General features: G+C 62.6%; 25 protein-coding genes. 13 read left to right on the top strand and 12 right to left on the bottom strand.

The annotated features are described in order from the left end of the window. Positions 1 to 326: 326 nt before the first annotated feature. The 6 genes from NKI97_RS10080 to NKI97_RS10055 all read right to left on the bottom strand — a co-directional run bounded on the left by NKI97_RS10080 (position 327) and on the right by NKI97_RS10055 (position 6,809). Positions 327 to 854 (bottom strand): c-type cytochrome, encoded by a 528-nt coding sequence (locus NKI97_RS10080; protein WP_352833837.1) that lies wholly within the window; start codon positions 852 to 854, stop codon positions 327 to 329. A gap of 354 nt (positions 855 to 1,208) precedes the next feature. Beyond that, entirely contained in the window at positions 1,209 to 1,610 is a 402-nt protein-coding gene (locus tag NKI97_RS10075; protein WP_352833835.1) for a GFA family protein, read from the bottom strand. A 32-nt stretch (positions 1,611 to 1,642) separates the two neighbouring features. Continuing rightward, positions 1,643 to 2,695, bottom strand: coding sequence for a Gfo/Idh/MocA family protein (locus tag NKI97_RS10070; RefSeq protein WP_352833832.1), 1,053 nt, complete (start codon positions 2,693 to 2,695; stop codon positions 1,643 to 1,645). Positions 2,696 to 2,748: 53 nt separating this feature from the next. Then, complete coding sequence (locus NKI97_RS10065) at positions 2,749 to 3,534, bottom strand: ThuA domain-containing protein (RefSeq protein ID WP_352833829.1); 786 nt, start codon at positions 3,532 to 3,534, stop codon at positions 2,749 to 2,751. 362 nt (positions 3,535 to 3,896) lie between these two features. Next, positions 3,897 to 5,438 carry a tlde1 domain-containing protein gene (locus tag NKI97_RS10060; protein ID WP_352833826.1) on the bottom strand — a complete coding sequence of 514 codons (1,542 nt, stop codon included), beginning with the start codon at positions 5,436 to 5,438 and terminating at the stop codon, positions 3,897 to 3,899. A 558-nt stretch (positions 5,439 to 5,996) separates the two neighbouring features. Then, on the bottom strand, positions 5,997 to 6,809 hold the full coding sequence (locus NKI97_RS10055; protein WP_352743635.1) for a class I SAM-dependent methyltransferase: 813 nt from the start codon (positions 6,807 to 6,809) through the stop codon (positions 5,997 to 5,999). A gap of 191 nt (positions 6,810 to 7,000) precedes the next feature. Between NKI97_RS10055 and NKI97_RS10050 the strand changes: the two genes are divergently transcribed. Continuing rightward, a complete protein-coding gene (locus NKI97_RS10050) occupies positions 7,001 to 7,423 on the top strand; it encodes a hypothetical protein (protein WP_352833823.1) in 423 nt (140 codons plus the stop codon). Between the two features lie 284 nt (positions 7,424 to 7,707). Here NKI97_RS10050 and NKI97_RS10045 read toward each other — a convergent pair whose 3' ends face one another. Both NKI97_RS10045 and NKI97_RS10040 read right to left on the bottom strand, forming a co-directional pair. Beyond that, the gene (locus NKI97_RS10045; RefSeq protein WP_352833820.1) at positions 7,708 to 8,304 is read right to left on the bottom strand and encodes a cation efflux transmembrane domain-containing protein; all 597 of its coding nucleotides are present in this window, start codon (positions 8,302 to 8,304) and stop codon (positions 7,708 to 7,710) included. 32 nt (positions 8,305 to 8,336) lie between these two features. Beyond that, a complete protein-coding gene (locus NKI97_RS10040; RefSeq protein ID WP_352833818.1) occupies positions 8,337 to 10,538 on the bottom strand; it encodes a heavy metal translocating P-type ATPase in 2,202 nt (733 codons plus the stop codon). A gap of 63 nt (positions 10,539 to 10,601) precedes the next feature. Between NKI97_RS10040 and NKI97_RS10035 the strand changes: the two genes are divergently transcribed. The 9 genes from NKI97_RS10035 to NKI97_RS09995 all read left to right on the top strand — a co-directional run bounded on the left by NKI97_RS10035 (position 10,602) and on the right by NKI97_RS09995 (position 19,510). Beyond that, complete coding sequence (locus NKI97_RS10035; RefSeq protein WP_352455405.1) at positions 10,602 to 11,027, top strand: MerR family transcriptional regulator; 426 nt, start codon at positions 10,602 to 10,604, stop codon at positions 11,025 to 11,027. Positions 11,028 to 11,057: 30 nt separating this feature from the next. Continuing rightward, positions 11,058 to 11,522, top strand: a complete 465-nt coding sequence (locus NKI97_RS10030) for a hypothetical protein (RefSeq protein WP_352833815.1) — start codon at positions 11,058 to 11,060, stop codon at positions 11,520 to 11,522. Between the two features lie 130 nt (positions 11,523 to 11,652). Further along, on the top strand, positions 11,653 to 13,086 hold the full coding sequence (locus NKI97_RS10025; RefSeq protein ID WP_352833812.1) for a multicopper oxidase family protein: 1,434 nt from the start codon (positions 11,653 to 11,655) through the stop codon (positions 13,084 to 13,086). A gap of 29 nt (positions 13,087 to 13,115) precedes the next feature. Beyond that, positions 13,116 to 13,556 (top strand): DUF411 domain-containing protein, encoded by a 441-nt coding sequence (locus tag NKI97_RS10020; RefSeq protein WP_352833809.1) that lies wholly within the window; start codon positions 13,116 to 13,118, stop codon positions 13,554 to 13,556. A gap of 7 nt (positions 13,557 to 13,563) precedes the next feature. Beyond that, the gene (locus tag NKI97_RS10015; RefSeq protein ID WP_352621413.1) at positions 13,564 to 14,091 is read left to right on the top strand and encodes a TlpA family protein disulfide reductase; all 528 of its coding nucleotides are present in this window, start codon (positions 13,564 to 13,566) and stop codon (positions 14,089 to 14,091) included. Between the two features lie 67 nt (positions 14,092 to 14,158). Then, positions 14,159 to 14,842 carry an SCO family protein gene (locus NKI97_RS10010; protein ID WP_352576484.1) on the top strand — a complete coding sequence of 228 codons (684 nt, stop codon included), beginning with the start codon at positions 14,159 to 14,161 and terminating at the stop codon, positions 14,840 to 14,842. A gap of 53 nt (positions 14,843 to 14,895) precedes the next feature. Continuing rightward, complete coding sequence (locus NKI97_RS10005) at positions 14,896 to 15,675, top strand: DsbA family protein (protein ID WP_031211922.1); 780 nt, start codon at positions 14,896 to 14,898, stop codon at positions 15,673 to 15,675. Then, positions 15,672 to 16,238: a hypothetical protein gene (locus NKI97_RS10000; protein WP_352833806.1), complete on the top strand. Its 567-nt coding sequence runs from the start codon at positions 15,672 to 15,674 to the stop codon at positions 16,236 to 16,238. Before NKI97_RS10005 ends, NKI97_RS10000 begins: the two co-directional genes overlap by 4 nt. A gap of 737 nt (positions 16,239 to 16,975) precedes the next feature. Next, positions 16,976 to 19,510: an NAD-dependent epimerase/dehydratase family protein gene (locus NKI97_RS09995; protein WP_352833804.1), complete on the top strand. Its 2,535-nt coding sequence runs from the start codon at positions 16,976 to 16,978 to the stop codon at positions 19,508 to 19,510. Here the strand turns inward: NKI97_RS09995 and NKI97_RS09990 are convergent. From NKI97_RS09990 to NKI97_RS09980, 3 genes are read right to left on the bottom strand one after another with little or no spacing between them, the layout of a single operon-like run. Further along, positions 19,507 to 20,727: an NAD(P)/FAD-dependent oxidoreductase gene (locus tag NKI97_RS09990; RefSeq protein WP_352833801.1), complete on the bottom strand. Its 1,221-nt coding sequence runs from the start codon at positions 20,725 to 20,727 to the stop codon at positions 19,507 to 19,509. The two genes, NKI97_RS09995 and NKI97_RS09990, sit on opposite strands and share 4 nt — an antisense overlap. Beyond that, positions 20,724 to 21,437, bottom strand: coding sequence for a methyltransferase domain-containing protein (locus tag NKI97_RS09985; protein WP_352833799.1), 714 nt, complete (start codon positions 21,435 to 21,437; stop codon positions 20,724 to 20,726). Before NKI97_RS09985 ends, NKI97_RS09990 begins: the two co-directional genes overlap by 4 nt. After that, entirely contained in the window at positions 21,434 to 22,501 is a 1,068-nt protein-coding gene (locus NKI97_RS09980; RefSeq protein WP_352833796.1) for a type III polyketide synthase, read from the bottom strand. The genes NKI97_RS09985 and NKI97_RS09980 overlap by 4 nt, the downstream gene beginning before the upstream one ends. A gap of 269 nt (positions 22,502 to 22,770) precedes the next feature. Here NKI97_RS09980 and cueR point away from each other — a divergent pair, with 269 nt between their 5' ends. Next, entirely contained in the window at positions 22,771 to 23,169 is a 399-nt protein-coding gene (cueR, locus tag NKI97_RS09975; RefSeq protein WP_352784300.1) for a Cu(I)-responsive transcriptional regulator, read from the top strand. Between the two features lie 42 nt (positions 23,170 to 23,211). Here the strand turns inward: cueR and NKI97_RS09970 are convergent, their stop codons facing one another. Then, positions 23,212 to 23,694 (bottom strand): DUF2127 domain-containing protein, encoded by a 483-nt coding sequence (locus tag NKI97_RS09970; protein WP_352748179.1) that lies wholly within the window; start codon positions 23,692 to 23,694, stop codon positions 23,212 to 23,214. A gap of 41 nt (positions 23,695 to 23,735) precedes the next feature. On the opposite strand from NKI97_RS09970, the gene NKI97_RS09965 reads away from it, so the two are divergent. Together NKI97_RS09965 and NKI97_RS09960 are read left to right on the top strand one after the other, a co-directional pair. Then, on the top strand, positions 23,736 to 24,278 hold the full coding sequence (locus tag NKI97_RS09965; protein ID WP_352833793.1) for a phosphatase PAP2 family protein: 543 nt from the start codon (positions 23,736 to 23,738) through the stop codon (positions 24,276 to 24,278). A gap of 17 nt (positions 24,279 to 24,295) precedes the next feature. Beyond that, positions 24,296 to 24,853 carry a cytochrome c gene (locus NKI97_RS09960; RefSeq protein ID WP_352833790.1) on the top strand — a complete coding sequence of 186 codons (558 nt, stop codon included), beginning with the start codon at positions 24,296 to 24,298 and terminating at the stop codon, positions 24,851 to 24,853.

Here is a 24,853-nt window from a genome sequence, read left to right as displayed (position 1 = left end):
TGAAGCCGTAGAACAGCTCCTCCTGCATCACACTTTGCTCGCCCATCATCGACTCAATCTCCTCTTACGACGAAGATTGAATCAGTGCTTCAGGACTGCTGCAACCCGGACTTTTTCAACACTATCGGTGGAATGCTGCCATTCGTCTCGTCGACGGGAACGAGTAGGTAGCGCCAATATCGCGACATCCATGGCGCTTCTCAAAAGCTCCCCTCGCGCAACGGCTCGATCGACCCATTTCTGCCGTTCCGATATCGGCCTCACCACCTCCAAGGCGGACATTCACCCATTATTCGGCGAAAAATCTCGTTCCGATCAAAGCCGCCCTACTTCGTTGCACCGGCTGCGGCTTCCCCCGGCGGCATAATCCGCATCATGAAGGTCGACACCGCTTCCCCGGGTTTGAACGGGCCGGGAACCTGGTGGCTGACCGGCTTCACACTTTGGAGGAATGCCGCGATCGCCATGGCGTCATCCGCGGTGAGATGCGCAAAATCGCGCCAAGGCATGATCGGCGCCAGGATGCGGCCGTCCGGCCGTTCGCCGGTCTGGATCGCGGTGACGATCTGCTCCGGGGTCCAGCTTCCGATACCGGTCTCCCTGTCAGGCGTGATATTGCGGGCGACAAAGACACCAAGACCAGGAATCTCGAAGCCCACATCTGAACCGCCAAGGAAGCGCGACATGTCGGGCTTCCCGAAGAAGTAACCGGATGTGTGACAGTCGCTGCAGCCGGCAATCGTAACCAGATATTCGCCGCGCGCGATCTGTGTGTCATCGGCCATGGCCGCGTAAGATGGCAGGGCAACAATCGACGCTGTCAAGAATGCAAGATGAACTGGTATCCGAAACATTGCTTCCTCCCTGTGGTCTGTTCGTGGTTTGTCCTTCGACCTCCCGCGCCGTCAACCGGTCGCAATTCCCCGATTTTCACCACGTCGAGGACGCTAAATTCTAGCATGGCCAGCACGTAGTAACCATCAGCGATCAATTTGGATGGTCGGCACTTGTCGCGCCCCGTTTGAGCGCAACTGTGACGGAGCTTGCTCAGCCGACGCACACGCCTTCCTTTGGCGCGATCGAGCCACGCACGTTGATGGATCGACTTCGTCGCCTGAAATGCCTTGTAAGGTCGGACCGGGTCGAACTCGGTCGTTCAGAGTGATTGGGTTTGATCCTGAAACGTCAGCCGGAGGCGACCAGCGGCTTCAGCCGAACGTCGCCAAACGTTCGGTTCGGACCTCGACCCACTGGCAGCGCCGGCTCTCGTGGTAGAAGGACAGGAAGGGCGGCGGGAATGCAGGGTCCGCGAAAGCGCCCACCGGGATGGCGGTCAGACCGGGTTGAGCGTCGATCCGGTAATGGACGGTGGTGCCGCAATCCGGGCAGAAGCTGTAGATGACGCGGCCGCCCTCGTCGCCAATGCGCGTGAACTCCGCCGAGCGGCCTTGGACAGAAACGTCACCTTCCTCAAACCGCGCGTTGAAGCTGAACGCGCTGCCGGTGCGTCGCTTGCAGGCCAAGCAATGGCAAACCGAGACGCGTACCGGCTCGCCCGAGCAGGTGGCTGACAACTGACCGCAGGAACATTCGGCGCGTCGCGTGACCATGGCTGGCTCCTATCAAGATTCCCTGAACGATATCACTGCGTATCGGTGCTCAATTCGGCCCGCTTCTCATCCGAGACGACGGCGAGGTCCAGGACCTTCTGCAATTCGGCAGCATGCCGGAACGACGGTTCGGCCTGGACGCCGTTGCGCACCGCATCGACGAAGCGCCGGTAGTTGGTCTGCACCGTTCCGGCATTCAGAACTTGCCATTTGGCGTTCTCGACATCCTCGCCGATGCAGGCTTTCAGCTCCGAGCCGGTCAGATTGTGCACGACTTCGATGCCGCCCTTGTCGCCGTAGATGCGCAGGCGGAGTTCGTTGAGATGGCCGGTTGCCCAGCGGCTGGCATGGACGACGCCGAAGGCGCCATTGCGGAAATCAAGCGCCATGGTGAAACTGTCATTGGCGTCGAGCTCGTATTCGCCGATGCGGTTTTCGGGCGCCTTGTCGAAGGATCTCAGGCGGCAGAACACATGGTCGATGTCGAGCGCCGCGCCATAGCTGGCGAAATCGAGGATGTGGATACCGACGTCGCCCAGCACGCCGTTGGAGCCATGGCCGCGCGACAGCCGCCACAGCCATTTCGAATCGGTGCGCCAGTCGCCCCAGAATTTGGACACCAGCCAGCTCTGCAGATAGGACGCCTCAACATGCCTGACCGTGCCGATCTCGCCTGCCAGCACCATGGCGCGCGCTCTCTGCAGCGGCGCGACGTTGCGATAGGTCAGGTTGACCATGTTGATGATGCCGGCCCGCTCGGCGGCAGCGGCCATCTCACTGGCTTTCTGGTAATTTTCGGCCAGCGGTTTCTCGCACAGCACCGGCTTGCCCGCCGCGATCAGCATCATGGTGGTCGGATGGTGGATGCGATCGGGCGTCACGTTCGCGACCGCGTCGAACTTGCCCCATGCCAGCGCCTCGTCCAGCGACGCGAACCGGTTGGGGATACCGTAGATGTCCGAAAACTTGTCGACACGCATACGGTCGAGATCGACGGCGCCGATCAGTTCGACGCCCTCGATCTTGCCGAACTGCCTGGCGTGCTCCTCCGCCATCCAACCGGTGCCGAGTATCAAGAGGCGCATGATTCTTATCCTTAGGACAGGGCTTTATCTTCTTGTTCGATCATGGATTTGGTCTAGCGAAAGCCGGCTTCGCCCGCGGAATGAAGTTTTCCGCCGCGCTCGACGATCGGCTCGAGCGCCTTTTCCACCGGCACGTTCGGCGCATCGAGGATGGCCGGATTGGAGCCTTGCGGGTTGTGCGCCCATCTCACCGCATTGCGCAGCACCTTGTGGACGTTGGCGTCGTGATAGGTCGGATAGGTCTCGTGGCCGGGCCTGAAATAGAAGATGTTACCGGCGCCGCGGCGATAGGTCAGCCCCGACCGGAACACTTCGCCGCCCTGGAACCACGAGATGAAGACGGTCTCCAGCGGCTCCGGCACGGCGAACTGCTCGCCATACATCTCCTCGTTCTCGAGCTCGAAATACTCGCCGATCCCGGCAGCAATAGGGTGGTTGGGGCTGGTCACCCAAAGCCGTTCGCGCTCGCCCGCCTCGCGCCATTTCAGCGTGCAGGGCGTGCCCATCAGCCTCTTGAAGATTTTCGAGAAATGGCCGGAATGGAGAACGATCAGCCCCATGCCTTCCCAGACGCGGCGCGCCACGCGCTCGACCACTTCGTCGGCGACGGCGCCATGGTCTTTGTGCCCCCACCACAGCAAGACATCGGTCTTGGCCAGACGGTCGGCCGGCAGCCCATGCTCCGGCTGCTCCAGCGTTGCCCAGGACACTGATATCTCCGGGTCGAGCTTCAGTGCATTGGCGATCGTCGCATGCATGCCCTCGGGATAGATGCCCGCGACCACCTCGTTGGTCCGCTCATGAATATTCTCGCCCCAGACGACAGCGCGTATTGTCATGATGTCCTCGTGATTGTTTGAAGCCGGAGCCGCCCCACCGGCCACTCATACTGTCCCTGGACGGGATTGAAAACCTTCGAGATTGGCCAAACCTCCCCAGCTTCGTCATCCCAGGGCGGAGCAGGCGCGAAGCGACGTCGCGAAGACCCTGGGATCCATGCCGTGACCTCTCCGCGCTGCAACGGCCGGGACTTTTTGATGCGGGAAGGACAGGAGGTGAAAGGGATCGCTACAGAACGGCTTTCAATCTGCGTCGTTGCATTCTTCGGCTGACGTAACGGCATGGATCCCAGGGTCTGCGCTCCGCTTCGCGTTCGCTCCGCCCTGGGATGACGAAGCCATGAAGGACTGCCGCGAACGACCTAAGCCCCTCGCCCCTCTTGGGCGACGCGTGTCAGCGGCTTCGACAGGCGCGGCACCACCACGAGGCGCTTGATCTTGCCTTTCTTGTAGGCGGCGAGGAAGCGGGCATAGTCCTTGAAAACGAGGCAACCATTGGACTCGGCACGCCCGCCGCGCAGCATGTAGGTGTGCGCAAGCAGGCCGTCGCGGCCAAACTTGTTCTTGCCGTCGACAGGGGTGAGCCGAATCGCCTCGACGCCGTGAAAACGCGATTCGCGCAGCCTCAGATCGTAAGTGTTTGGCGGCGTCGGGCCCACATTCTTGCGGTTGACGTAGCGCGGCTGGTCGACCATCGAACCGTATCCCGAATGTGCCTCCAGCCGCGAGCCGTCGGGCATATAGACGGTCTTGGCCGAGATGTCGTAGACGGCGACGCCGCTGCCCAGGTTAGGCGTGGTGAACAGGTTCCTGAAGGCTCCGCCGAGACCGCCGGAAGACATGTCGGGCTTGGCATAGGCCAGCATATCGCCGCCCTGCGTCTTCGACCGTTTGCCCGGCTTGCCCGACACGGCCGGCACTGCCGCTTGTGACGAATTGCGAGGCGACAGGCTGCCGGGCGTCTCGACCGGCGGGGCGTCGGCCGTCTGCACCTTGCTCGCCTTGGCGGTCCTGGAGGCCTGCGCCTTGGGCGGCTCCGTTTTCGATGGCTGATCCTTTTGCGCCTGGGCCTTTTGCGCCTGGGCCTTTGGCGCCTGGTCTTTTGGCGCCTGACCTCTTGACGCTTGAGCCCGCGGCGCCTCGGCCGGCTTATCGATGTCCGCCCGCGGACGCAGCGTCGGCAGCGGAACGCTGTCGGGCATGTCGTCTTGCGGCGGCAGCGAGGCCAGTTGGACCTCAGGTTCTTGCGGCTCTTGCGAAGCCGCGGGCTCGCTTGCCGCGACGGCTGCCGGGAGCACGTCGATCATCTGCTCCGGTAATGTATTCGCCAGCGCCAGCGCAAGGCGCGACGAGCGTTCGATCTCCGCCACCGCGGGCCCGAAGCGCACCGACGCCGGGCCGTTCGGGTCGGGTATGCGTACCGGCTCGGCGAACCGGGCGTCGGCCGGCAGGCTTGCGAGCATGACGGGTGAGCCGGCACGGGCAAAGGCGGCGGCAAGCTTTTGCGGCGACAGCGCGGCCTTGGCGACCACGTCGTCGAAGCTCGATTGCCGCGACGCATCAGCGACAATCGGCACGGTATTGCGCTTGAGACGCGCCGATTTTCCCTGGTGGACGAAGTTCGACGCCGACCGCAGGCAGTTGGCATCGCACCCGTGCTGCAGCGGCTTGGCCGACAGCGCCGCGTTTGCTGCGGCCCACGTCGGGGCCCGCGCCTTTGCAAGGCTGCGGCGAGGATCAGCGAGCGCGATGGTGCGCGGCGCGAGCAGGCTTTGCGGGAGACCGTTGGAAGCGGCGCTGAGCGAGGTTCCCACTGAATAAAGGCCGGCCAAAGTCGCCACCGACCATAAAGCAATGGCTGCGCCGACGGCCGGAACCGCGACCCAGCGCAGGCCGGGCCTCATCGAAGTCAATCCAGTTGCAGGACTGTCACCCCGGGTTTTCGCACTTACAAACGCCATTCAACCACTCTCAATCGGCCGATGCCGGCTAGCGGATTTCGCAGCCGTGACATTCACAGTTCGCCTGGTGCCCCCAGCACGCTTTGCGTCTGTTGCCGATTGATTCAAAAGATGGACAAAGTTGGTTAACCAATCCCTCTACCGACCGCCGATTGGGCGACGGTCACACCGAAAAACGCCCTCCAAAACCTGCATAGGTGGCAAAACTGCCCTCCAATGATGACTTTGCTGCCCGTTTTTGTCGGCCGAGTCAAGAAAGCGAAATGACTAGACCTTGCTGGGCGGAGTCGGCCATGGCTGCCAAAGTGAAGCCGGGCCGACCGGAATCGCGCGGCCGGCAGCCGCCGCCATCAAGCCCCGGCGATCGATCAGACCGAGCGGGCACTTGTCAACCTCCACTTGGGCGAATGAACGGTCATCGTCTGGGAATTCGGAATAGCGGCAAGACGTGTGCTGCACGGCAGCTGAATGTCGCAAGTGCCGGAGCGGGATATCCAACACCTAGGCCACAGCCACCACTATGTGAGCCTGGATTTTGGCAGCAACCTCGCCGCTGCCATGCCTGTCTGCAATCGCGGCTGCGGCGTAGTCGGTTGCAGCGTCCAGTTTTCCCGCCTCTCTGGCCTCGATTTCATTGCGAAGGAGAGTGCCCTGGCAATAAGCAACGGCCGGAACGCGGGGCGAGGAGGCACGGCTTTGTTCGGCTCTCGTCTCGATCACCACACCGGAAAAACCTGCGTCCTCCAGCTCGCTACGGATCAGTGCCGTATCGTGGTAGCCATGCGGCGTGCGTGCCAGAAAGCGCGGCGGATCGTTCGGAAAAATCCTCGCCAGGGCATTCGTCACATCGTCCGCAAATACATTCTCTTCGATGCGATCCCATACGCTGAATAGAAAATGTCCTCCGGGCTTCAGGACTCGCCGGGCTTCGCGATAGGCAGATGAGCGGTTGGGAAAGAACATCGCGCCGAACTGACAACAAACGAGATCGAATGCCGCATTTTCGAACGGTAGCGCCAGAGCATCAGCCTGACGCCATTTGATGCGATCGTCGGGAGCTTGCCGCGAAGCGGCGTAGTCGAGCATCGGCTGGTTGAGGTCGGTTACGACATAGCTTGCACCGGGCGACAGTTTTGGCGCCAATGCGCGGGTGACAACCCCGGTGCCCGCGGCGGTTTCCAGAACGGCGCTTGGCGACAAGGACGCTGCCCGTCGTGCAAGATCTGCGGCGAACGGCTCGAAAATCAACGGCACCATATAGCGGTCGTAGTTTTCCGGAATTGAGCCGGCGAATACCTTGTCCGTTTCCAACATTGCTATCCCCGCCGTCCGTTTGATGGCTCGCCAGCATAGCATGGAATTGTTTGCTGTTCGGTCGCATTCGACCGGGAGGCGGGTTCGCTCCCGGAAGCTCCGAAACGCCGTACTGCAATTATCTGCATATGTGTTAATATATTGTGGTCATGCGCATTGGTGCGTGGCCAAACATAAAATGGGAGGATGCGATGAAAACCATAAATCGAAGGTCTGCAATTGCGCTCGGCGTGACGGCGGCAGCGGTAACGCCTTTGTTCACGCTGGCGGCTGCTGCAAAGGTCAAGAAATACGGCCCGAAGGAAGGCAAGGAGATAGCCCCCGGCGTCAGACTGGTCGAGGTCGGCACCGGCAATTCCGACATCCCCGCCTACAAAAGCATCTCAATTGTCGATGTGGTCTTTCAACCGGGAGCAGCCGCTCCTGCAATGGTGATGGACAACGACATGGTGTGCACCATTACTGCCGGTGAATTCACGATCAAGAAAGCCGGCAAGGAATTCAAGCTCAAGGAAGGTGACGTATATACCTGCTCCAAGGGCAAGACCGATGAGGCAGCCAACACCAGCAAGGTGGTCGGCATCCACCGCATCGCCGTCTTGATACCTGCCTAGCGCATACCGACGAAATCGGCCCGCGTCCTCTTCGGAGACGCGGGCCTTTTGATGACGTGCGTGGCCATGAGCGGTTCATCGTTTTACCGCTTCGACCCGGTCGACTTCGTCCAAGTGTGGCGAGGCTCATGCTGTTCATGGTTTTCCTCCCGATTTTTACTTATGAGCGGTTCTCCCTCCGCCCGCTTTGAAAGGGTGCGATTATATTAGAGATCGCGCAAGTTTCTGGCTGACTGCTGCATTGGCGGATTGGCAATCCGGCAGCGCGCTGAGCGTTTTGGAGTTCACGAAACGGCCCGGTGCTCTTCCCGAGCTGCCTCCCAGACCTCGCGCGCCGCATCTGCATTCAGTGCCGCGATTCCCAGGCCGACGATCAGATCCGGCCACGCCGAGCGCCACAGGAACGCCGTCACCAATCCGGCCAGTATGATCGCAATATTGGCGAGCGCATCGTTGCGGGCCGAGAGGAATGCCGCCCTGGTAAGACTGCCGCTGTGATGGCGGTAGCGCGCCAGCATGTAGGCGCATGACAGATTGACCGCCAGAGCGCCCAATCCCGCCAGCGTCAGAGCCGTTGGCTGCGGCGGCACCGGCATGTTGAACTTTCCCCACGCGGTCCACAGCGTCGCCAGGCCCGGCACCAGCAGGATAAGCGCCAGCGCCATGCCGACCCGCGAGCGGGCACGCAGCGACCATCCCATGGCGAGCAGTATGAGGAGATTGACCGAGGCATCTTCCAGAAAATCGACGCTGTCGGCGAACAGCGACACCGAGCCGATCGCCAGCGCGACGGCGAATTCAATGCCGAAATAACCCAGGTTCAGCAGTGCGACGACAAGTACCACCCGGCGAAGGCCGTCCGACGCAATGGCTTGCTGCATGGGTCTGCCCTAACACGATGCCGTTGTCGCTCTTACCAGCTGCTCTTCCAACGCAACAGCCGCATGGCATTGGCCGTCACCAACACCGTCGCCCCGGTGTCCGCGAGAATGGCGGGCCAGAGGCCGGTGATGCCGGCGATCGTCGTCACCAGGAACACTGCCTTCAGGCCCAACGCAATGGTGACGTTCTGCTTGATGTTGGCCATGGTTGCTTGGGACAGCCTGATCATGGCCGCAACGTCGCCGACGCGTCCATGCAGCACCGCTGCGTCAGCCGTTTCAAGAGCCACATCGGTGCCGCCGCCCATGGCAATGCCGACATCGGCCGCGGCAAGTGCCGGCGCATCGTTGATGCCGTCGCCGACCTTGGCTACCCTAAGCCCCTGCCCCTTCAACTCGCTGAGGATGCGCTGTTTGTCCTCCGGGAGCAGTTCGGCGCGCACCTCGATGCCAAGCTGTTTGCCAATGGCAGCCGCCGTGCGCTTATTGTCGCCGGTTAGCATGACTGTCCTGATGCCTGCATTGGTCAGCGCCTTTAGCCCGGCGAAAGCATCCGGCCGGGGTTCGTCGCGCATGGCAATGAAGCCGGCCAGCGCGTTGTCTACAAGCAGCACCGCCACTGACTTGCCTTCATCGTTCAATGCCACGATGCGTGCCGCCTGGTCTGCTGGCAGCAGGTTTATCTCGCCCGCCGCGACTGGCGAGCCCAGAAACAGGTTCTTGCCGCCGACACGACCGATAACCCCTTTACCGCCGATCGCTTTGGCTTCGGCGGCAGGCGGCACGGGAATGTTGCCGGCTTTGGCCCTTTGGAGGATGGCCAAAGCGAGGGGATGGCTCGAGCCGATCTCAAGCGCTGCCGCGAGCGAAAGGATGTCGCGTTCACTGGCACCCACCGCAACGACATCGGTCACCTGCGGCTTGCCGAGCGTCAGCGTGCCGGTCTTGTCGAGCGCCACGGCGGCGATGGTCGCGAGCCCTTCCAGCACCGCCCCACCTTTCATCAGCAGGCCGCGCCGGGCTCCGGCCGAAAGCGACGCCGCGATCGCCGCCGGAACTGAAATGACCAGCGCGCACGGGCAGCCGATGAGCAGCAGCGCCAGCCCCTTGTATATCCATTCGTTCCAATCGCCGCCCAAGAGCAGCGGCGGTGTGGCCGCCACAAGCGCCGCGACGGCGACAACGCCGGGCATGTACCAGCGCGAAAAGCGATCGATGAAGCGCTCGGTCGGCGCCTTGTTTTCCTGCGCCTCCTCGACCAGCTTGATCACGCGTGCAATCGTGTTGTCTGCGGCGGTCGCCGTCACCTTGACGCGCAGCACGCCGTCGCCGTTGATAGTGCCGGCAAAGACCGTGTCGCCGACGTCCTTGCGCACCGGCACGCTTTCACCGGAGACGGGTGATTCATCGATGGCGCTCCCGCCTTCGGTGATCTCGCCGTCAGCCGGAATCCGGTCGCCCGGCCGCACGAGGATGATGGCGCCCACAGCCAGGCTTTCGGCCGGCACCTCGCGGGTCTGGCCGTCTTTCTCGACGAACGCGGTTTTGGGAACGAGGGTCGTGAGCGCTTGAATACTGGACCGTGCGTTGCCGGCCGCAACCCCTTCGAGCAACTCGCCGATCAGGAATAAGAAGACCACCGTCGCCGCTTCCTCGCCGGCACCGATGATGACGGCCCCGGCCGCCGCCACAGTCATCAGCATTTCGATTGTGAACGGAATGCCTGCCGCTGCGGCCATGGCCGCTCGGCGCGCGATCGGAGCCAGGCCGAGCAGCATTGCGGCGATGAAGGCCCACTGGCCGGTCGCGTGCCAGGCGTAATCAATCGCGAAAGCCACGGCCAAGGCGACTCCGCTGGCGATGGCCAGGCGGCCCTTGGCGCTATCCCACCATAGCACCGACGCCGGCGCATCATCGTTATCATGTAACCCCGCTACGGTCTCGTCGTGATTGTGCCTTCCGTCGGCATAGTTGTCGGCGGATTGATCGGATGCCGCCGTCCCAGACTTGGAGGTCAGCGGAGCGACGGCGTAGCCGAGGCCGGTGACCTTCCTCTCGATCGCGCCGAGATTGCTTTCGGGAGTATGAGTGACCGTCAGAGTGCCCGCCGAAACGGATACGTTGATGTCCTGAACACCAGGCACCCGCCGCACGGCCGTATCGATTTTGCTGGCGCAACCGGCGCAATCCATGCCTTCCACGCGGTAGCGGGTCTGTTGTTTGGTCGCAGCCATGGTGAACCTCTTGTATCTTCGACCGCGACGCTACATCCTCTAGCGACTAGAGGAGCAAGCGAAATGTCAACAGGTGTGACCATCGGTGAAGCGGCCCGACACAGCGGCGTGAAGGTTCCAACCATCCGCTACTATGAGCAGATAGAGTTGCTTCCTGCCGCTGCCCGCAGCGAAGCCAATCGCCGGCAGTATGAAGCGGCAGACTTGCGCCGGCTCGCCTTCATCAGGCACGCGCGCGAGTTGGGGTTCGGGATCGAAGCCATCAGGGCGCTGCTGACGCTGCAGGATAATCCCAGCCAGCCTTGTGCCACCGCCGACGCCATTGCCCAAGCGCGTCTGGCCGACGTGGTTCAGCGGATACGCAGCCTTACAGCATTGAAAGCCGAGCTGGAGCATATGGTCGAAGGCTGCCGGCACGGAAAAGTCTGCGAATGCCGTGTCATCGAGGTGCTGGCGGATCACGATAAATGCGAGCATCCTCACCATTGATTTGCCAGAGCAGAGCTCGCGTCAGCCCCGATGTCGCGGCATCCGGAGCTTGCAAAAGCCGCACTTTACGGTCAACCTGAGTGGATGATGGCGCGCCTGTCACCAAAACATCTCCTGGTCATGCTTCTCGCGGTCGTCGTGACCGCCGGGTTCAGCCTGTCCGCCGCTCAGGCTGCCGTGATGTCGGCCAGGATGGCAGTCGACGGCCGCATGACCATGGCCGCGGATACCGGCACCACCGACGCCGACATGGCCAAGATGGCCGATGCCAGGGACGGTGACTGCAACGCTTGCCTCAAGGGCTCGGCCGGCAATGACAAACCGATGGAATGTGCGCCGACCTGTGTCGCACCGGTTCTGGCGGTGCTGCCGGAGGCTCTCCCCGTGACGGGACTGCCGCAGCCCGAGCTGCCGTCGGCGCTTCCCGCCCCGTTCCTGCACGGGCGAAGTCTGCTGCCCGAGCCATTCCCTCCAAGACCCAGCGCTCTCGTCTGACGCCGTTTCTGCCGTTCCACGGCTGATTAGCGGCGTTTGATCGCCCGGTTGCGCGTACTGCGCAGCGGGCGCGGTAGCAATTCAATCGATGTCGCGACGTTCGCCGTCGATTACCGCAAGGGTCACAAAAGTGAATTCCGTTTCAAATCCGTTCATAACGCGCCGCAAATTCCTGCTTGCGGCAGCAAGCATTGCCGCCGCGCCGATCCGCCCTGCGCTGGCGATGGCCACCGGCGAATACCGGATCAGGGTGGCGCCGGGCCAGGCCCGGTTCGCCGGCCCCGATGGTCCGCGCACTCCGGTATGGGCCTATGATGGCACGGTCCCCGGCCCGACACTGCGCTTACGCCAGGGGCAGCCCGCTCGGATCATCGTCGAGAACGGACTGTACGAAGACACCACGGTTCACTGGCATGGCATCCGGCTGCCGAACGCCATGGATGGCGTGCCCGGCCTGACGCAGAAGCCGATCAGGCCAGGTGAAAATTTCATCTATGAGTTCACACCGCCGGACGCCGGCACCTTCTGGTACCATCCGCATGCCGACAGCCTGGTGCAGATCGGCCGCGGCCTTGCCGGCCCCCTCATCGTCGAGGAGGCCGAGCCGGTCGCCGTCGACCGCGACTTTGTCTGGCTGCTGCAGGACTGGCGGCTTGTTGCCGACGGGCAGATCGCCGGCGGCTTCGGCAGTGCCATGGATGCCTCGATGTCGGGCCGCGTCGGCAATGTCGTCACCGTCAACGGCACGGGGCCAGGCGATCGGAGCGTGAAGGCCGGCGAGCGCGTCAGGCTGCGGCTCGCCAATGCCTCGCTTGCCCGCATGATGGCGCTGCGCTTCGAAGGCCACCGTCCGGTCGTCGTCGCCATCGACGGCCAGCCCTGCAATCCGCATGAACCGGAGGGCGGTCGCCTGGTGCTGGCGCCCGCCATGCGCATCGACATCGTGCTCGACATGCAGGGCCACCCCGGCAGCCGCCACGCGGTGATCGACGATTTCTACGACGGCCTCGCCTATACGCTGACCACGCTGGCCTATGACGCAGCGCCGCCGCTGAGAACCCATCCGCTCGACGCGCCAGCCGGCCTGCCGCGCAACCCTCTGCCCCAGCCCGACCTCGCTGGCGCCGAGCGCCAGGAAATCGTGCTGCAGGGCGGCATGATGGGCGGCGGCAAGCTCAAGGGCGTCGGCGGCATGATGGGCATGGGGATGATGGGCATGAACGGCGGTGCGGCCTGGGCGATCAACGGCATGTCGATGACCGGCGACGGCCATGCCGGCATGGCGCCGCAGTTCACGCTGAAACGCGGTGTGACCTGCCATCTCACCATGCGCAACGAAACCGCCTGGTGGCACCCGATGCATGTCCACGGCTTCAGCCTGTCGGTCATCTCGCGCACCGGTTCGCCGGTGCCGCACCGCCAATGGCAGGACACGGTGCTGCTCGCCCCCAAGGATGTGATCGAATGCGCCTTCGTCGCCGACAATCCCGGCGACTGGATGCTGCACTGCCATGTCGCCGACCACCAGATGGCCGGCCTGATGACGGCGTTCCGCGTGACCTGAAACTTTTTATCCAACCAAGGAGAACTGCAATGAAACTGACCTACCGCCTTGCCGCACTGTCCCTGCTGATCGCAACGCCGCAGCCCGCCTTCGCCGCAACGATCAACGCCGTCATGTACAAGAACCCGCAATGCAGCTGCTGCGAGTCCTACGCCAACTATCTCGAGCACAACGGCTTCAAGGTCGACATCAAGCCGGTCAACAATCTCTCCCAGATCAGCAGCGATGCCGGCGTGCCGGCCGACCTCGAAGGCTGCCACACGCTGATGGTCGACGGCTATATCGTCGATGGCCTGGTGCCGGTCGAGATCGTCAAGAAGCTTTTGACCGAGCGCCCTGCCATCACCGGCATAACGCTCGCCGGCATGCCGGCCGGCGCCCCAGGCATGGGTGGCGAGAAGCAAGGCCCCTTCGTTGTCTACGCCTTCACCAAGGACGGCAAGGCGCCCACCGTCTACGCGACCGAGTGAGGACATTGTGAGCAAACTAGCCATGGTCCTGGTTGGCATGCTGCTGGCGTTTTCGTGGCCGGTATCAGCCGCTGAGCCGCCGCAGAACTTTGCCGTTCACGAGGCGCCCGTCCCCGTGCCGGAAATCAGCTTCGAGGATGGCAATGGCAAGCCGAAAATGCTTGCGGATTTCCACGGCAAGGTCGTGCTGCTTAACGTCTGGGCGACATGGTGCGCGCCTTGCCGCAAGGAGATGCCGACGCTCGATCGCCTACAGGCCAAGCTCGGCGGTCCGGATTTCGAGGTCGTCGCGCTGTCCATGGACCGCGCCGGTCCTGAGATTGTGAAGAAGTTCTTCGCCGACATCGGCATCAAGCACCTCGCCCTCAACATCGACGTCTCGGGCAGGGCCATGTTCGCCATCGGAACCGTCGGCCTTCCGGCAACCCTGCTGGTCGACCGCGACGGCAAGGAGATCGGCCGGCTGATTGGGCCGGCCGAATGGGACGCCCCCGACATGGTCGACTTCATCCGCAGCCGCATCGCCGCCAAGTGAGAAAGGGACAGATATGTTCGGGCTAAAGGCTCGCTGCGTTGCATCGGCTTTGAACGAATGGAGGTGCTTGCTACTAAGCGTAATTGCCATTGCGGCGCTGACCGCGGGCTTTTCGTATCAGGCGCAAGCCCACTCGCTCGACGAAATCGACGCCACGCTTGAGGCCGACGAGAAATATTTCCAGCCGATCGACAAGCCGGCGCCTGATTTCACGCTGCGCACCGCCGACGGGCGTGTCGTGCGGACGGCCGATCTGCGCGGCAAGGTGGTCGTCCTCCATTTCATCTACACGTCATGCCCGGATGTGTGCCCCCTTCATGCCGAGAAGATCGCCGAAATCCAGAAAATGGTGAACGGCACGCCGATGAAGGACCGGGTCAGCTTTGTGACCATCACCACCGACCCGACCAGGGACACGCCGGACGTGCTCAGCAAATACGGGCCGGCGCACGGGCTCGATCCCGTCAATTGGCTGTTCCTGACCACGATGGAGGATCAGCCGGAGGATGCGACCCGCAGACTGGCGGAGGCCTTCGGCCACAAGTTCACGCTGACGGATGATGGTTATCAGATGCACGGCACCATCACCCATGTGATCGACAAGGAGGGCCGCTGGCGGGCGAATTTCCATGGCCTGGATTTCGCGTCGGTCAATCTCGTCACATTCGTCAATGCGCTCACCAACAATGTCGAGCGCCCGCACCATGAGCAGGAAACGGGATGGTGGGCGAAAATCAAGGGCATGTTCTGAGGCATCATTTGCACGTGCCGGCGGTCCGGCGAAACAGAGGGAAGGAGAACCCTGTGACCCACAAGTCCAATCCATTGAGCGGAGCCGTCGGCAAAATGGCCCGTGCCGTCATGCTGGCCGGCGCGACGATCTGGCTCGCGCTCGGTCTCCACAATCAGGCGATCGCCGCGGGCGAGATGTCCCAGGACCAGTTCGACCAGCGCATTCACGACTACATTCTTGCGCATCCCGAGGTGCTCGTGCAGTCGCTGCAGAGCCTCGACGCCCGCCAGCGCGAGGCTGCCGCAAAAGAGGCGAAAGCCGCTTTGACGGACAAGGCGGACGAGATTTTCCGGGACCCGGCGAGCCCGGTCGGCGGCAACGCCGAAGGCGACGTCACCATGGTCGAGTTCTTCGACTACAACTGCCCCTATTGCCGGCAGGTTGCGCCGATCATGGCGCAAGCAATGGCCGACGATCCGCAGCTCAAGATCGTCTACAAGGAATTCCCGATCCTCAGCACGGATTCCGTATTTGCTTCCAAGGCGGCTCTCGCCGCAGTGCGCCAGGGCAAATACATGGCATTCCACAAGGCCTTGTATGCGGTGAAGACGCGGGTGACCGAAGCGGTCGTGCTGAAGGTGGCTGCCGACGTCGGTCTCGATGTTGCTAAACTGAAGACCGACATGCAGCAGCCCGATATCCAGGCGTCGATCGACCGGAATACGCAACTGGCCCAGGCGCTGAAGATCAGCGGAACGCCAAGCTTCGTCGTTGGCGAGCAGATTTTCCCCGGCGCGACCGACCTCGCAACGATGAAGAAACTGATCGAGCAGGCGAGGACCAGCAAATGAGCCGAATATTTTGCCCAAACCGACGGACGGTTGTTCTGGGGAGCGCCTTTGGCGCCGCTGCGGTCGTGAGCCTGCTCAAGGGGCCGGATTTGGCGATCGCCGCTGAGGATCCCGATCTGGTACGCCATTTCAGATATCTCAGCCAGAACGGCAACAGCACGTGTTCGACCAAGTTCACGGAATCGATCGCGACCATGGCGGCAACGTCGCGGATCACGGGCTCGTGCTGCAGCCCGATGGAGACGAAGCGCTATGCCGAGCAGGTGAGCGGCCTGGCCAGGTACCGCGAGATTGCGATGATCCCAAGCGATCCGTACGATATTCCGGCCGGCATCGCGCAGAAGATGATGCCCTACTACGATGTGAAACTCTCCGGCGAAGAGCAGCAGGCCTACGACTATGCGATGGCCAATTCCAACGAGAAAGGCCCATGCTGCTGCCAATGCTGGCGCTGGAAAGTGTATGGCGGGCTGGCGAAGTTCCTGATCCGTGAGCACGGTTTCACTGGCAAGCAGGTCGTCGATGTCTGGGATCTCTCAGACGGCTGCGGCGGAGGAGAGTAGAGCCGGGCGACAACTCGGCTGCGGTTCAACAAGCGCTCTCAACCTGTTCTAGCTTCTTGAAAGGAGCGCTTGACCTTCCGGTGGCTGGAACGGTTAGGCTCATTGCCAACTTCCGGAGATCGTCCAATGGCGGACCGAACCATGAATTTCGAAAGGCAGCTACTGGCCCTGTTCAGAGAGGCATATCGGCAAGGCAGATCAGATGTCGCGGAGCATTTGCTGCGAGCGCTGGAGGCACTGGATCAAAGCCCTGCCGTTCCCGAGTTACCGCACGGCCAGCATGTTTTGGCCGAAGCCTACTATGAACTCGTTCGTCGATAGCATTGAACATGCCCTGATTGACCGGCAAGCCACCGCCTTCGTGGGCTGATCGAGTTCGCCTTGACGGGCGTACATGGCGAACTAGTTCCCCTCGCAATCGCCGGTGGCAGCGGCGGCGGGAGGGATGATTGTAATGATGATGGACGGTTCAATGTGGATGATGGGCGGCATGGCGCTCATTTGGGTCCTGGTGCTTGTCACCCTCGTGCTCGCGATCGCGGCGCTGGTCAAATATTTGCGAACCTGACGGCATAGGCAGTCGGGGTCAAAAGAGCAAAAAGGACGGAAAGTTGTAGGCGTCACCGGAAGCAGCAGCGTCATCGGGTCGGCGTCGGAACTGGTCCGGCCCTTCGGCTCTTAACGTCTGTCGCCTTCGGCCCTCTCAGGAGTGGCAAATCGCCGGCTATGAGGTCTGGATGGCGAAGCGCAAAGACACGGTTATTGTTACCGGCAGCACCGGCTTCATCGGCTCGGCTCTGGTCAACAGCTTCGCCAACCGGTTTGCTCTCGTCGGCCTCGACCGGGCGGCGACGCTTCAGCCGCCGCCGGCCGCGGAGTGCGTCTGCATCGACCTGACATCGGAGGACGCCGTGGCAGCCGGCTTGGCGCGCGTGCGGACGGCCTATGGCGCCCGCCTCGCCTCGGTGATCCATCTTGCGGCCTATTTCGATCTCACAGGCGAACGGAACCCGCTCTACGAAAAGATTACGGTTGGCGGCACCGAGAAGCTCCTGCGCGCCCTGAAACAATTTGAGGTCGAGCAGTTTGTCTTCATGAGTTCAATGCTGGCGCACAAGGGTGGCCGACCGGGCGACATCATCGATGAGGATTGGCCGCTCGAATCGAACCTACCCTACCGCACCTCGAAGATCGAGACCGAGCGCCTGATCCATGAGCAGCACGGGGCGATCCCTGTCGTCTATGCCAGGCCGGCCGGCGTCTATGATGATCTCGGCCGTAACGCATTCCTCGCCAATCAGATTGCACGTATCTACGAAGAGGATCCGACCGGGCATGTATATCCGGGTGACCTGCGCACCGGGCAGTCGTTCCTGCATCTGGAAGACCTCACCGATGCGGTGGCGCGCCTTATAGATCGGCGGAAGAAACTTCCCACGGAGCTGGCGCTGCTTCTCGGCGAGCCTGAGGTCATGGGCTACGGCGAACTTCAAGCCGAGATTGGTCGGTTGATCCGTGGCGAGAACTGGGAGACACGGGAGGTGCCGAAGGCGCTCGCCAAGGCGGGTGCCTGGGTCCAACAGGACGTGCTGGGCGAAGAATCATTCGTTCGTCCCTGGATGGTCGATATCGCCGACGACCACTACGCGATCGATATCAGCCGTGCCCGCAATGTCCTCGGCTGGCAGCCCCGGCATTCCCTGCGCGAGACGTTGCCGCGGATCGTCGACGCGCTCAAGGCAGATCCCGCCGGCTGGTATCGGGCCAACAAGCTCGACGCCGCCAAGGTGGCCGGCAGCGGAACAAAAGCGCGAGAGAAAGACAAGGCGTTCGAGGCCAAACACGACAAGATGAAACCCGGACACATGGCCGAGATGGCGGGGATGGGCAAGCAGATGCTCTGGGCTCATTTCCTGGTCATCACGCTTGGCGTGTGGCTCCTCACCAGCCCGCTTCAGTTCGCGCTGTTCGATCCGGCGGCGGCCGGCACTGTGCGTGACGTCACGCAAGAGCGTGGACTGTGGGAACCGGTGCTGCGCAACGCGCTCACCGGCTGGAGCGACATTGTCTCGGGCTTGCTGCTGATGCTGTTTGGCGGGCTCGCACTGTCGCCGCGTTTTTCCTGGGCGCAATGGGGCACGACGATCGCCGGCCTGTGGCTGCTGTTCGCGCCGCTGTTCTTCTGGACGCCGAGCGCCGCCGCCACCATGAACGACACGATCGTCGGCGCGCTGGCCATCGCTTTCTCGGTGCTCGTCCCGATGATGCCGGGCATGAGCCACGAAGGGATGATGGACGAGAGCACCGTTCCGCCTGGCTGGACCTACTCGCCGTCATCCTGGCTGCAGCGCCTGCCGATCATCGCGCTCGGTTTCTTCGGTTTCCTCATCGCCCGCTATCTCACTGCCTACCAGCTCGGCCATGTGGGTGCTGTCTGGGAGCCGTTCTTCCCCGGCGGAGACGGCAGGAACGGCACGGAATTCATCATCACATCCGACGTTTCTCGAGCCTGGCCAGTCGCTGATGCCGGGCTTGGCGCCGTGGCCTATATGATCGAAACCCTGATGGGCGCGATGGGCACGGCGACCCGCTGGCGCACCATGCCCTGGATGGTGACCTTCTTCTTCATCCTGGTGGTGCCGCTCGGCGGCGTCTCGATCTTCTTCATCATCATCCAGCCGATCATGATCGGCACCTATTGCACACTGTGCCTCATCGCGGCGGCGGCCATGCTGGTCATGATCCCGCTGACGCTGGACGAGGTGGTCGCCATGGGCCAGTACATGCTGCGCAGCGTGCGGGCAGACCGTCCGTTCTGGCGCACCTTTTTCCAAGGCGGGCCGGAGCCGAACGGCGAGGCGGACAAGAACGATCCCGGCTTTTCCGCCGCGCTTGCCGCACAGTCCGCCGCAGCCATTCGCGGTGTCACGTTTCCATGGACGCTGGTCGCATGCTGTATCGTCGGCGGTTGGCTGATGGTCTCGCGGCTGGTCTTCGGCACAGCCGGCGCCATTGCAAACAGCGATCACCTCTCGGGCGCCATGATCATCACGATCGCGGTCTGCGCCATGGCCGAGGTGGCACGGCCGTTGCGTTTCCTCAACCTGCCGTTCGGGTTATGGCTGATCGCAGCGCCCTGGCTGCTCGACGGCGCGACCAGAGGTTCGACATTGAACAATGTCGTTGCAGGGCTAGTTGTGATCGGCCTCAGCCTGCCTCGGGGGCGCCGAAGCAAGGAGCACTACGGCTCATGGGACCGCTATGTCGCCTAGACGAAGCCTGGAACCGGCTTGGTCTTGCCGCTCAGTTGCGCGCCCAGCGTCAGTGTCTGCGGGAAATTCCGGACGATCGCTGCCATCAAGGTGGCGCTGCCGGGGCGAAGGGCAATTCCGGCAACGGCCGCGGCGGCATAGACCCGTGTCGAAAACAGTCTTTTCCAGGCCACCTCGTAGCGTCTGGCGGCAGCCTCCCGCCCTGCCCGGCCACTTGGCGCGGATGCGAGTTCGCAAGCCAGCAGCCAGCCGGACTGAAGCGCCATCGAGATGCCCTCGGCGATGACAGGATGAGACTCTCCGGCTGCATTGCCGACGCGGAAGATGTCCCCTTCGTAGCAGGAGCGAATTCCCGGCCGGATCGGACCTGCGGCAAGCCACGGACCGTCGAGGAGAGCCGGTTCCAGGGCGTCTCGCACGCCCCGGCACGAGTCCACGAGATGGCGCGAGACCGCATCGGCGGCCGACACGTGGCTCCGTTGTTTGGGGCCATATTGTTTACGCAGCCGCGCGAGCATATCGCGCCGGATGCAGCACGAGATCGACAACCGGCCATGATCCGCCGAAACCATGCCGCCGTAGCCGCCAGGGAAGGCCAGCAGAGGCATCAAATCCGGCGCCAGCGACGACCCGGTGAAATGCGCCTTGAAGCCGAGCAGGTCCGACGGCCGATTGGCCTTTGCGAGTTGGCTGCGCAATGGTCCCGGTTCCCACGAGCCGTGAGCGGCGACAATCACCGGCGCACGCAACATCGCCGCTTCATCCCCGGCCTGAATTCGCACCCTTTGCATCTCACCGTCCGGCTCGATGGCGACGGCGCGGCAGGGTTGAAAGATTTCGACACCCGCCGATCGCGCCGCTTGCAAAAGCAGAGAGTCGAGAATGTCCCGGCCGAGCGCCCGGCCGAAGCTGTCTTTCGCACGAGGCCCAGCTCCTGCACGTGGCATTGCCGCCTCGACGCAGGTCTCGCCGGAAAACAAGCCGACGCGGCGGATTTCGGGGCCGGCATTGGTACGCCAGGCATCGCCGATCTCGAGCCGGCCGAGAAGCGCAAGATTGCTTGCCGAGATGTATTCGCCGCAGACCTTGCGGCGCGGGAACGCGCTTTTTTCCACAATTGCCACGGCCCATCCGCGCCGGGCCAGCGTGAGCGCGACGGAGGTGCCCGCCGGGCCGGCGCCTATGACGATCGCGTCATGGGTCGACAATCCCGTCATGGGTCGTTGCCGGCGCTGGCGCCGACGAAAATGTGGGAAAACAGGCCGGCGCGTCGTTCCTCGACCGGTTTGCCGTTGGCCGCAAGCCAGAGACGGGAAAGCTCGCTGCCGCGAAAGCCGGCACGCACGCTTTGCGCCGCATCGTTTCGTGTGACGTCGTTGGCGCCGATTGCCGGCAGAAGACGGGTCGCGGCCAGCGCCAATTTCGCCCGCAACGGCTCTGTCGCAAGCAGCAACGGGGCTTTAGGCCTAATCAGCGAAAACAGGCACACGAGCTGCGCATCGTCGAGATGATGCAGGAACAGATTGACGGTGACGGCGTCGAACCGCGCGCCCTCGATCTTTCCTGCCCAGTCGAAGACATCGGCGGTGACGCCTTCGGCCCTCCATCCCAGCCTGTCAAAATCGCCGCGCAATCGCGCGGTGACGAGGCCGACGCGGTCGAGCATCACCAGTTCGACCCCGGGCCAATGCCTGGCCATGCGCCGCGCCACCGCCAGCATGAAGGAGCCATCGCCGGCGCCGATCTCCAGAATGCGGCGTGGCGGCTTTGGCACGAACCTCCTGAGCAACGACGTCATGATCGGCACCTGAAACATCAGCATATTGATGCGCCGAAGATCGCGGCGCGCGGTCAGCGCTCGCGGATCGTCGGCCGTAAGTCCGTCGAGGATTTCCGGCGCAAGCTGCCGGTGCTCCAGACCGCTCATGACACCGTTCGAAAGAGCATGGTTTCGGCCGTCAGCCCGGGTCCGAACGACATGCCGCAACCGAGCAGGCCGGGTGGCGCCTTCAGCATCTCCTTCATCACGAACATGACGGTCGCCGACGACATGTTCCCATACTGGCGCAACACCGCGCGCGATGGTTCCAGCGCAGTGGGCTCCAGTTCCAGGGCCCTTTCGACGGCGTCGAGAACCGAACGTCCCCCCGGGTGCACGGCCCAAAGGTCGATTGCCTCGGTCGGCCGGCCGCCGAGCATGGCGGCCTGGCTGTTCCGCAACGCCTCATGAATCGCTGCCGGCACCTGGCCGGAAAGAACCATTTCGAAGCCGTGGTCGCGAATATTCCAGCGCATCAGATCCCGCCGCTCCCTCGCCACCAGACAGTGAAAGCTATCGAGCTCGATGCCGGCCGGCTCGGCGGTGACGAGCGTGGCCGCGCAGCCGTCGCCCCAGAGGCAGAACGACAGCAGTTTTTCCAGCTCGGTGGTCTGTCGCAGATGCATCGTGCAGAGTTCGATATTGACCAGCAGGACCTTGGCCTGCGGATCCGAGCGGATGATGTGGCGGGCCAGCTTGAGGCCGTTGATCGCCGCGTAGCAACCCATGAACCCGATCATCGTGCGTTCGATCCCGTTCGGCAGCCCGCAACGCGCAACCAGCTCGAGATCGATGCCCGGCGCCGAAAAGCCGGTGCAGGTGGTGACGATCAAATGGGTGATGCGGGAAGCGTCGTCGCCAAGCTGCAATCCGTCGATGCCCTTTTGTGCCAGAACAGGTGCAGCATCGTCGAACATCGCCATTCTCGCCGCCGTTCCGGGAAACGCGCCCCGGATGAAGGTTCCGGCCAGGTCGGCGGACGGTCCCTCGGGGTCGGACGCCGGCGCAAAGCAGGAATATCGGTGCTCGATGCCGGCAAGATCGGCCATGCGTTCGAAGATCCTCCGGCGATCGGCCGCGAGCATGGAGGCCGCGAAACGCAGGTAGAATTGATGAACCTCGTACTCCGGCACCGCTGTCGCGATCCGGTTGATATAGGCCTTGACGGGCATGTTCTGTCTCCTCGGCGTCTGCGCGGTGTTGCGTCGAGCCAGCGCCGGAGGGTCTTTGCTCATCGGCACCCGGTGTCGAACACCGGGTTTTGAGCACTGTTCGGTAAAAACGTTTCCGAGGACCGATTTCTTCCCGAAGGTTCAGTATGTGCTGGCAGGCAAACGGTTGGAGCGGGCGGGCGGTTGCGTCAGGCATCCAAAATCGCCACATCATGTTGACCTTCCATCTACTGGAAGGTCTATTTCCTCCGATAAAGGAGATTTCCGCCATGAACATCGGCGTCGCATCCGAAAAATCCGGCCTGCCGGCCAAGACGATCCGTTACTACGAGGATATCGGGCTCTTGCACCCGGCCCGGACAGACAATGGCTATCGCGATTACTCGACGGCCGATATTCACCGGCTGCGCTTCCTGCAGCGCTCGCGAAGCCTGGGGTTTTCGGTCGACGAATGCCGCCAGCTGCTGTCGCTGTACCAGGACAGGGAACGTGACAGCGCCGACGTGAAGGCCATCGCGAGCGCCAAGCTGGTGGAGATCGACAGGAAGATCGCTGAACTGGTCGGATTGCGCGGCTTGCTTCACCAATTGGTCAGTCACTGCCACGGCGACGAGCGGCCGGATTGCCCGATTATCGACGAGCTGGCAGGACAAGGCGTCGCCCAGTGAGGTGGATTGAAAATCGGAGCGGCTGACGTGCAAACTTCGCTGTCATGCCGGCTTGTGCTGCCGCACGATCTTCCATTCATGCCAGATCAGCACCATGACGACAGCATCGAAGACGGTCAGGACAAGCAGGCCGAACGAATGGGTGTAGGAGTAGCGGTAGACTTGGTAGATCATAAATGCGCCCAGCGCCGCAAGCGATGCCGGATACGACCACAGCTTGCCTCTCAAAAGCCCGACAACGAGCAGCAGCTTTATCAGGCCGTGGCTAAGCAGGTAGAAGGCATAAAACTCCTTGCTGGCGACGGAAAAGTGGCTTGCCATCTGCGACAGATAGCCAGCTATGAAATCGTTCGGATCTTCGATCAATTCCTCTTGAGTGAATGTATTGACCCAGGAGGCAATGGCGTCGGTGGTGACGACATAAAGCAGGATCCCGCCCACGCATTCGATCAGAGCATGCGCCCCTTTAAGCCAGATGCTGAGCTCGAAAATCTGATGGATGCGGCGTTCGTCTACTGCTTTCACAAAATTCACCTTGCGATCGACAACAGCGGAAACGAGAAACGATGGATGCAGCCCTAACCCACTGGATCAACGCGGCAGCCGGGATCAGCCCTTTTCTTGATAAGGCAATGATCGCCGTCTCACAAATCGGCGTTCCGCTGATGGTGCTGGCTGTTGCCCTGCAATGGTGGGCAAAGGCCGACCGCTACCATGTGCGCCATGCTGCCTTGTCCGCCGGCTTGGCGTTCCTGCTCGGTCTGGCGATCAATCAGTTCATTTTGCTATTCGTCCACCGGCTGCGGCCCTACGATGCCGGCGTGACGCATCTGCTGATTGCGCCCAGCGCCGACTGGTCGTTTCCCTCCGACCACGCGACAGCCAGCTTTGCGGTTGTTGCGGCTCTTGCAATGCAAGGTCTGCCGCGCCGGACGCTGGCCCTCTCCATCATGGCATTGCTGATCTGCTGGTCGAGAATTTATATCGGCACCCACTATCTCACCGACGTGATAGGCGGTGCCATCACTGGCGCCTTAGGTGCCGTTGTGGTCCGATTGGCCTATCGCGAGAACTCCCGACTGGACAGTCTGGTCACAAGAATTCTCTAGCTCCTTATGTGCCAACGATGAGACGAGCAGCTATCATAGCGGTCCTGTCGCTTGCCTGCGTCTCTGTCGTGCTCGCTGCCGCCCATTCGAGCCGTGATGCGGTCATCCAGGCTCGCCAGGCCTCGATGAAGGAAATGGCCGCGGCGGCAAAGACGATTGCTGGGATGTTCGACGGCAAGCAGGCGTACGACGCCGCAGCCTTCAAGGCGGCGGCCGAGACCATCCGCGCCCGCACCGGCCCTGCCCTGATTGCCGAATTCCCCAGCGCAACATTGGGAGCGCCTTCAGGCGCCAGGCCGGATATCGACCCCGCCCGCGCGCAGTTCGAGGCGTTGGCTCGCCACATCGGAACGCTGGCCAGCGCCCTGGCCTCCGACGCCGAGCGGGCACCACCGCATATCACCGACGACATGAGAATGGGTTCCGGCCTGGCAATGGGCGGTGGCAGCCTGCTTGGCAAGCGACCATCACTCGCGGAAGCCGATCCCACTAAATTGCCGGCGGAGCACCTCCTGCATCTCATCTTGCAGGATTGCTCGAGCTGCCATTCGAAGTTCAGGCAAAAGGTAGAGTGA

This window comes from Mesorhizobium sp. M0296 (assembly GCF_040321675.1).
Classification (GTDB): domain Bacteria; phylum Pseudomonadota; class Alphaproteobacteria; order Rhizobiales; family Rhizobiaceae; genus Mesorhizobium.
Note: the sequence above shows the minus strand (reverse complement) of the source record. Positions and strands in the feature narration are given on the sequence as shown.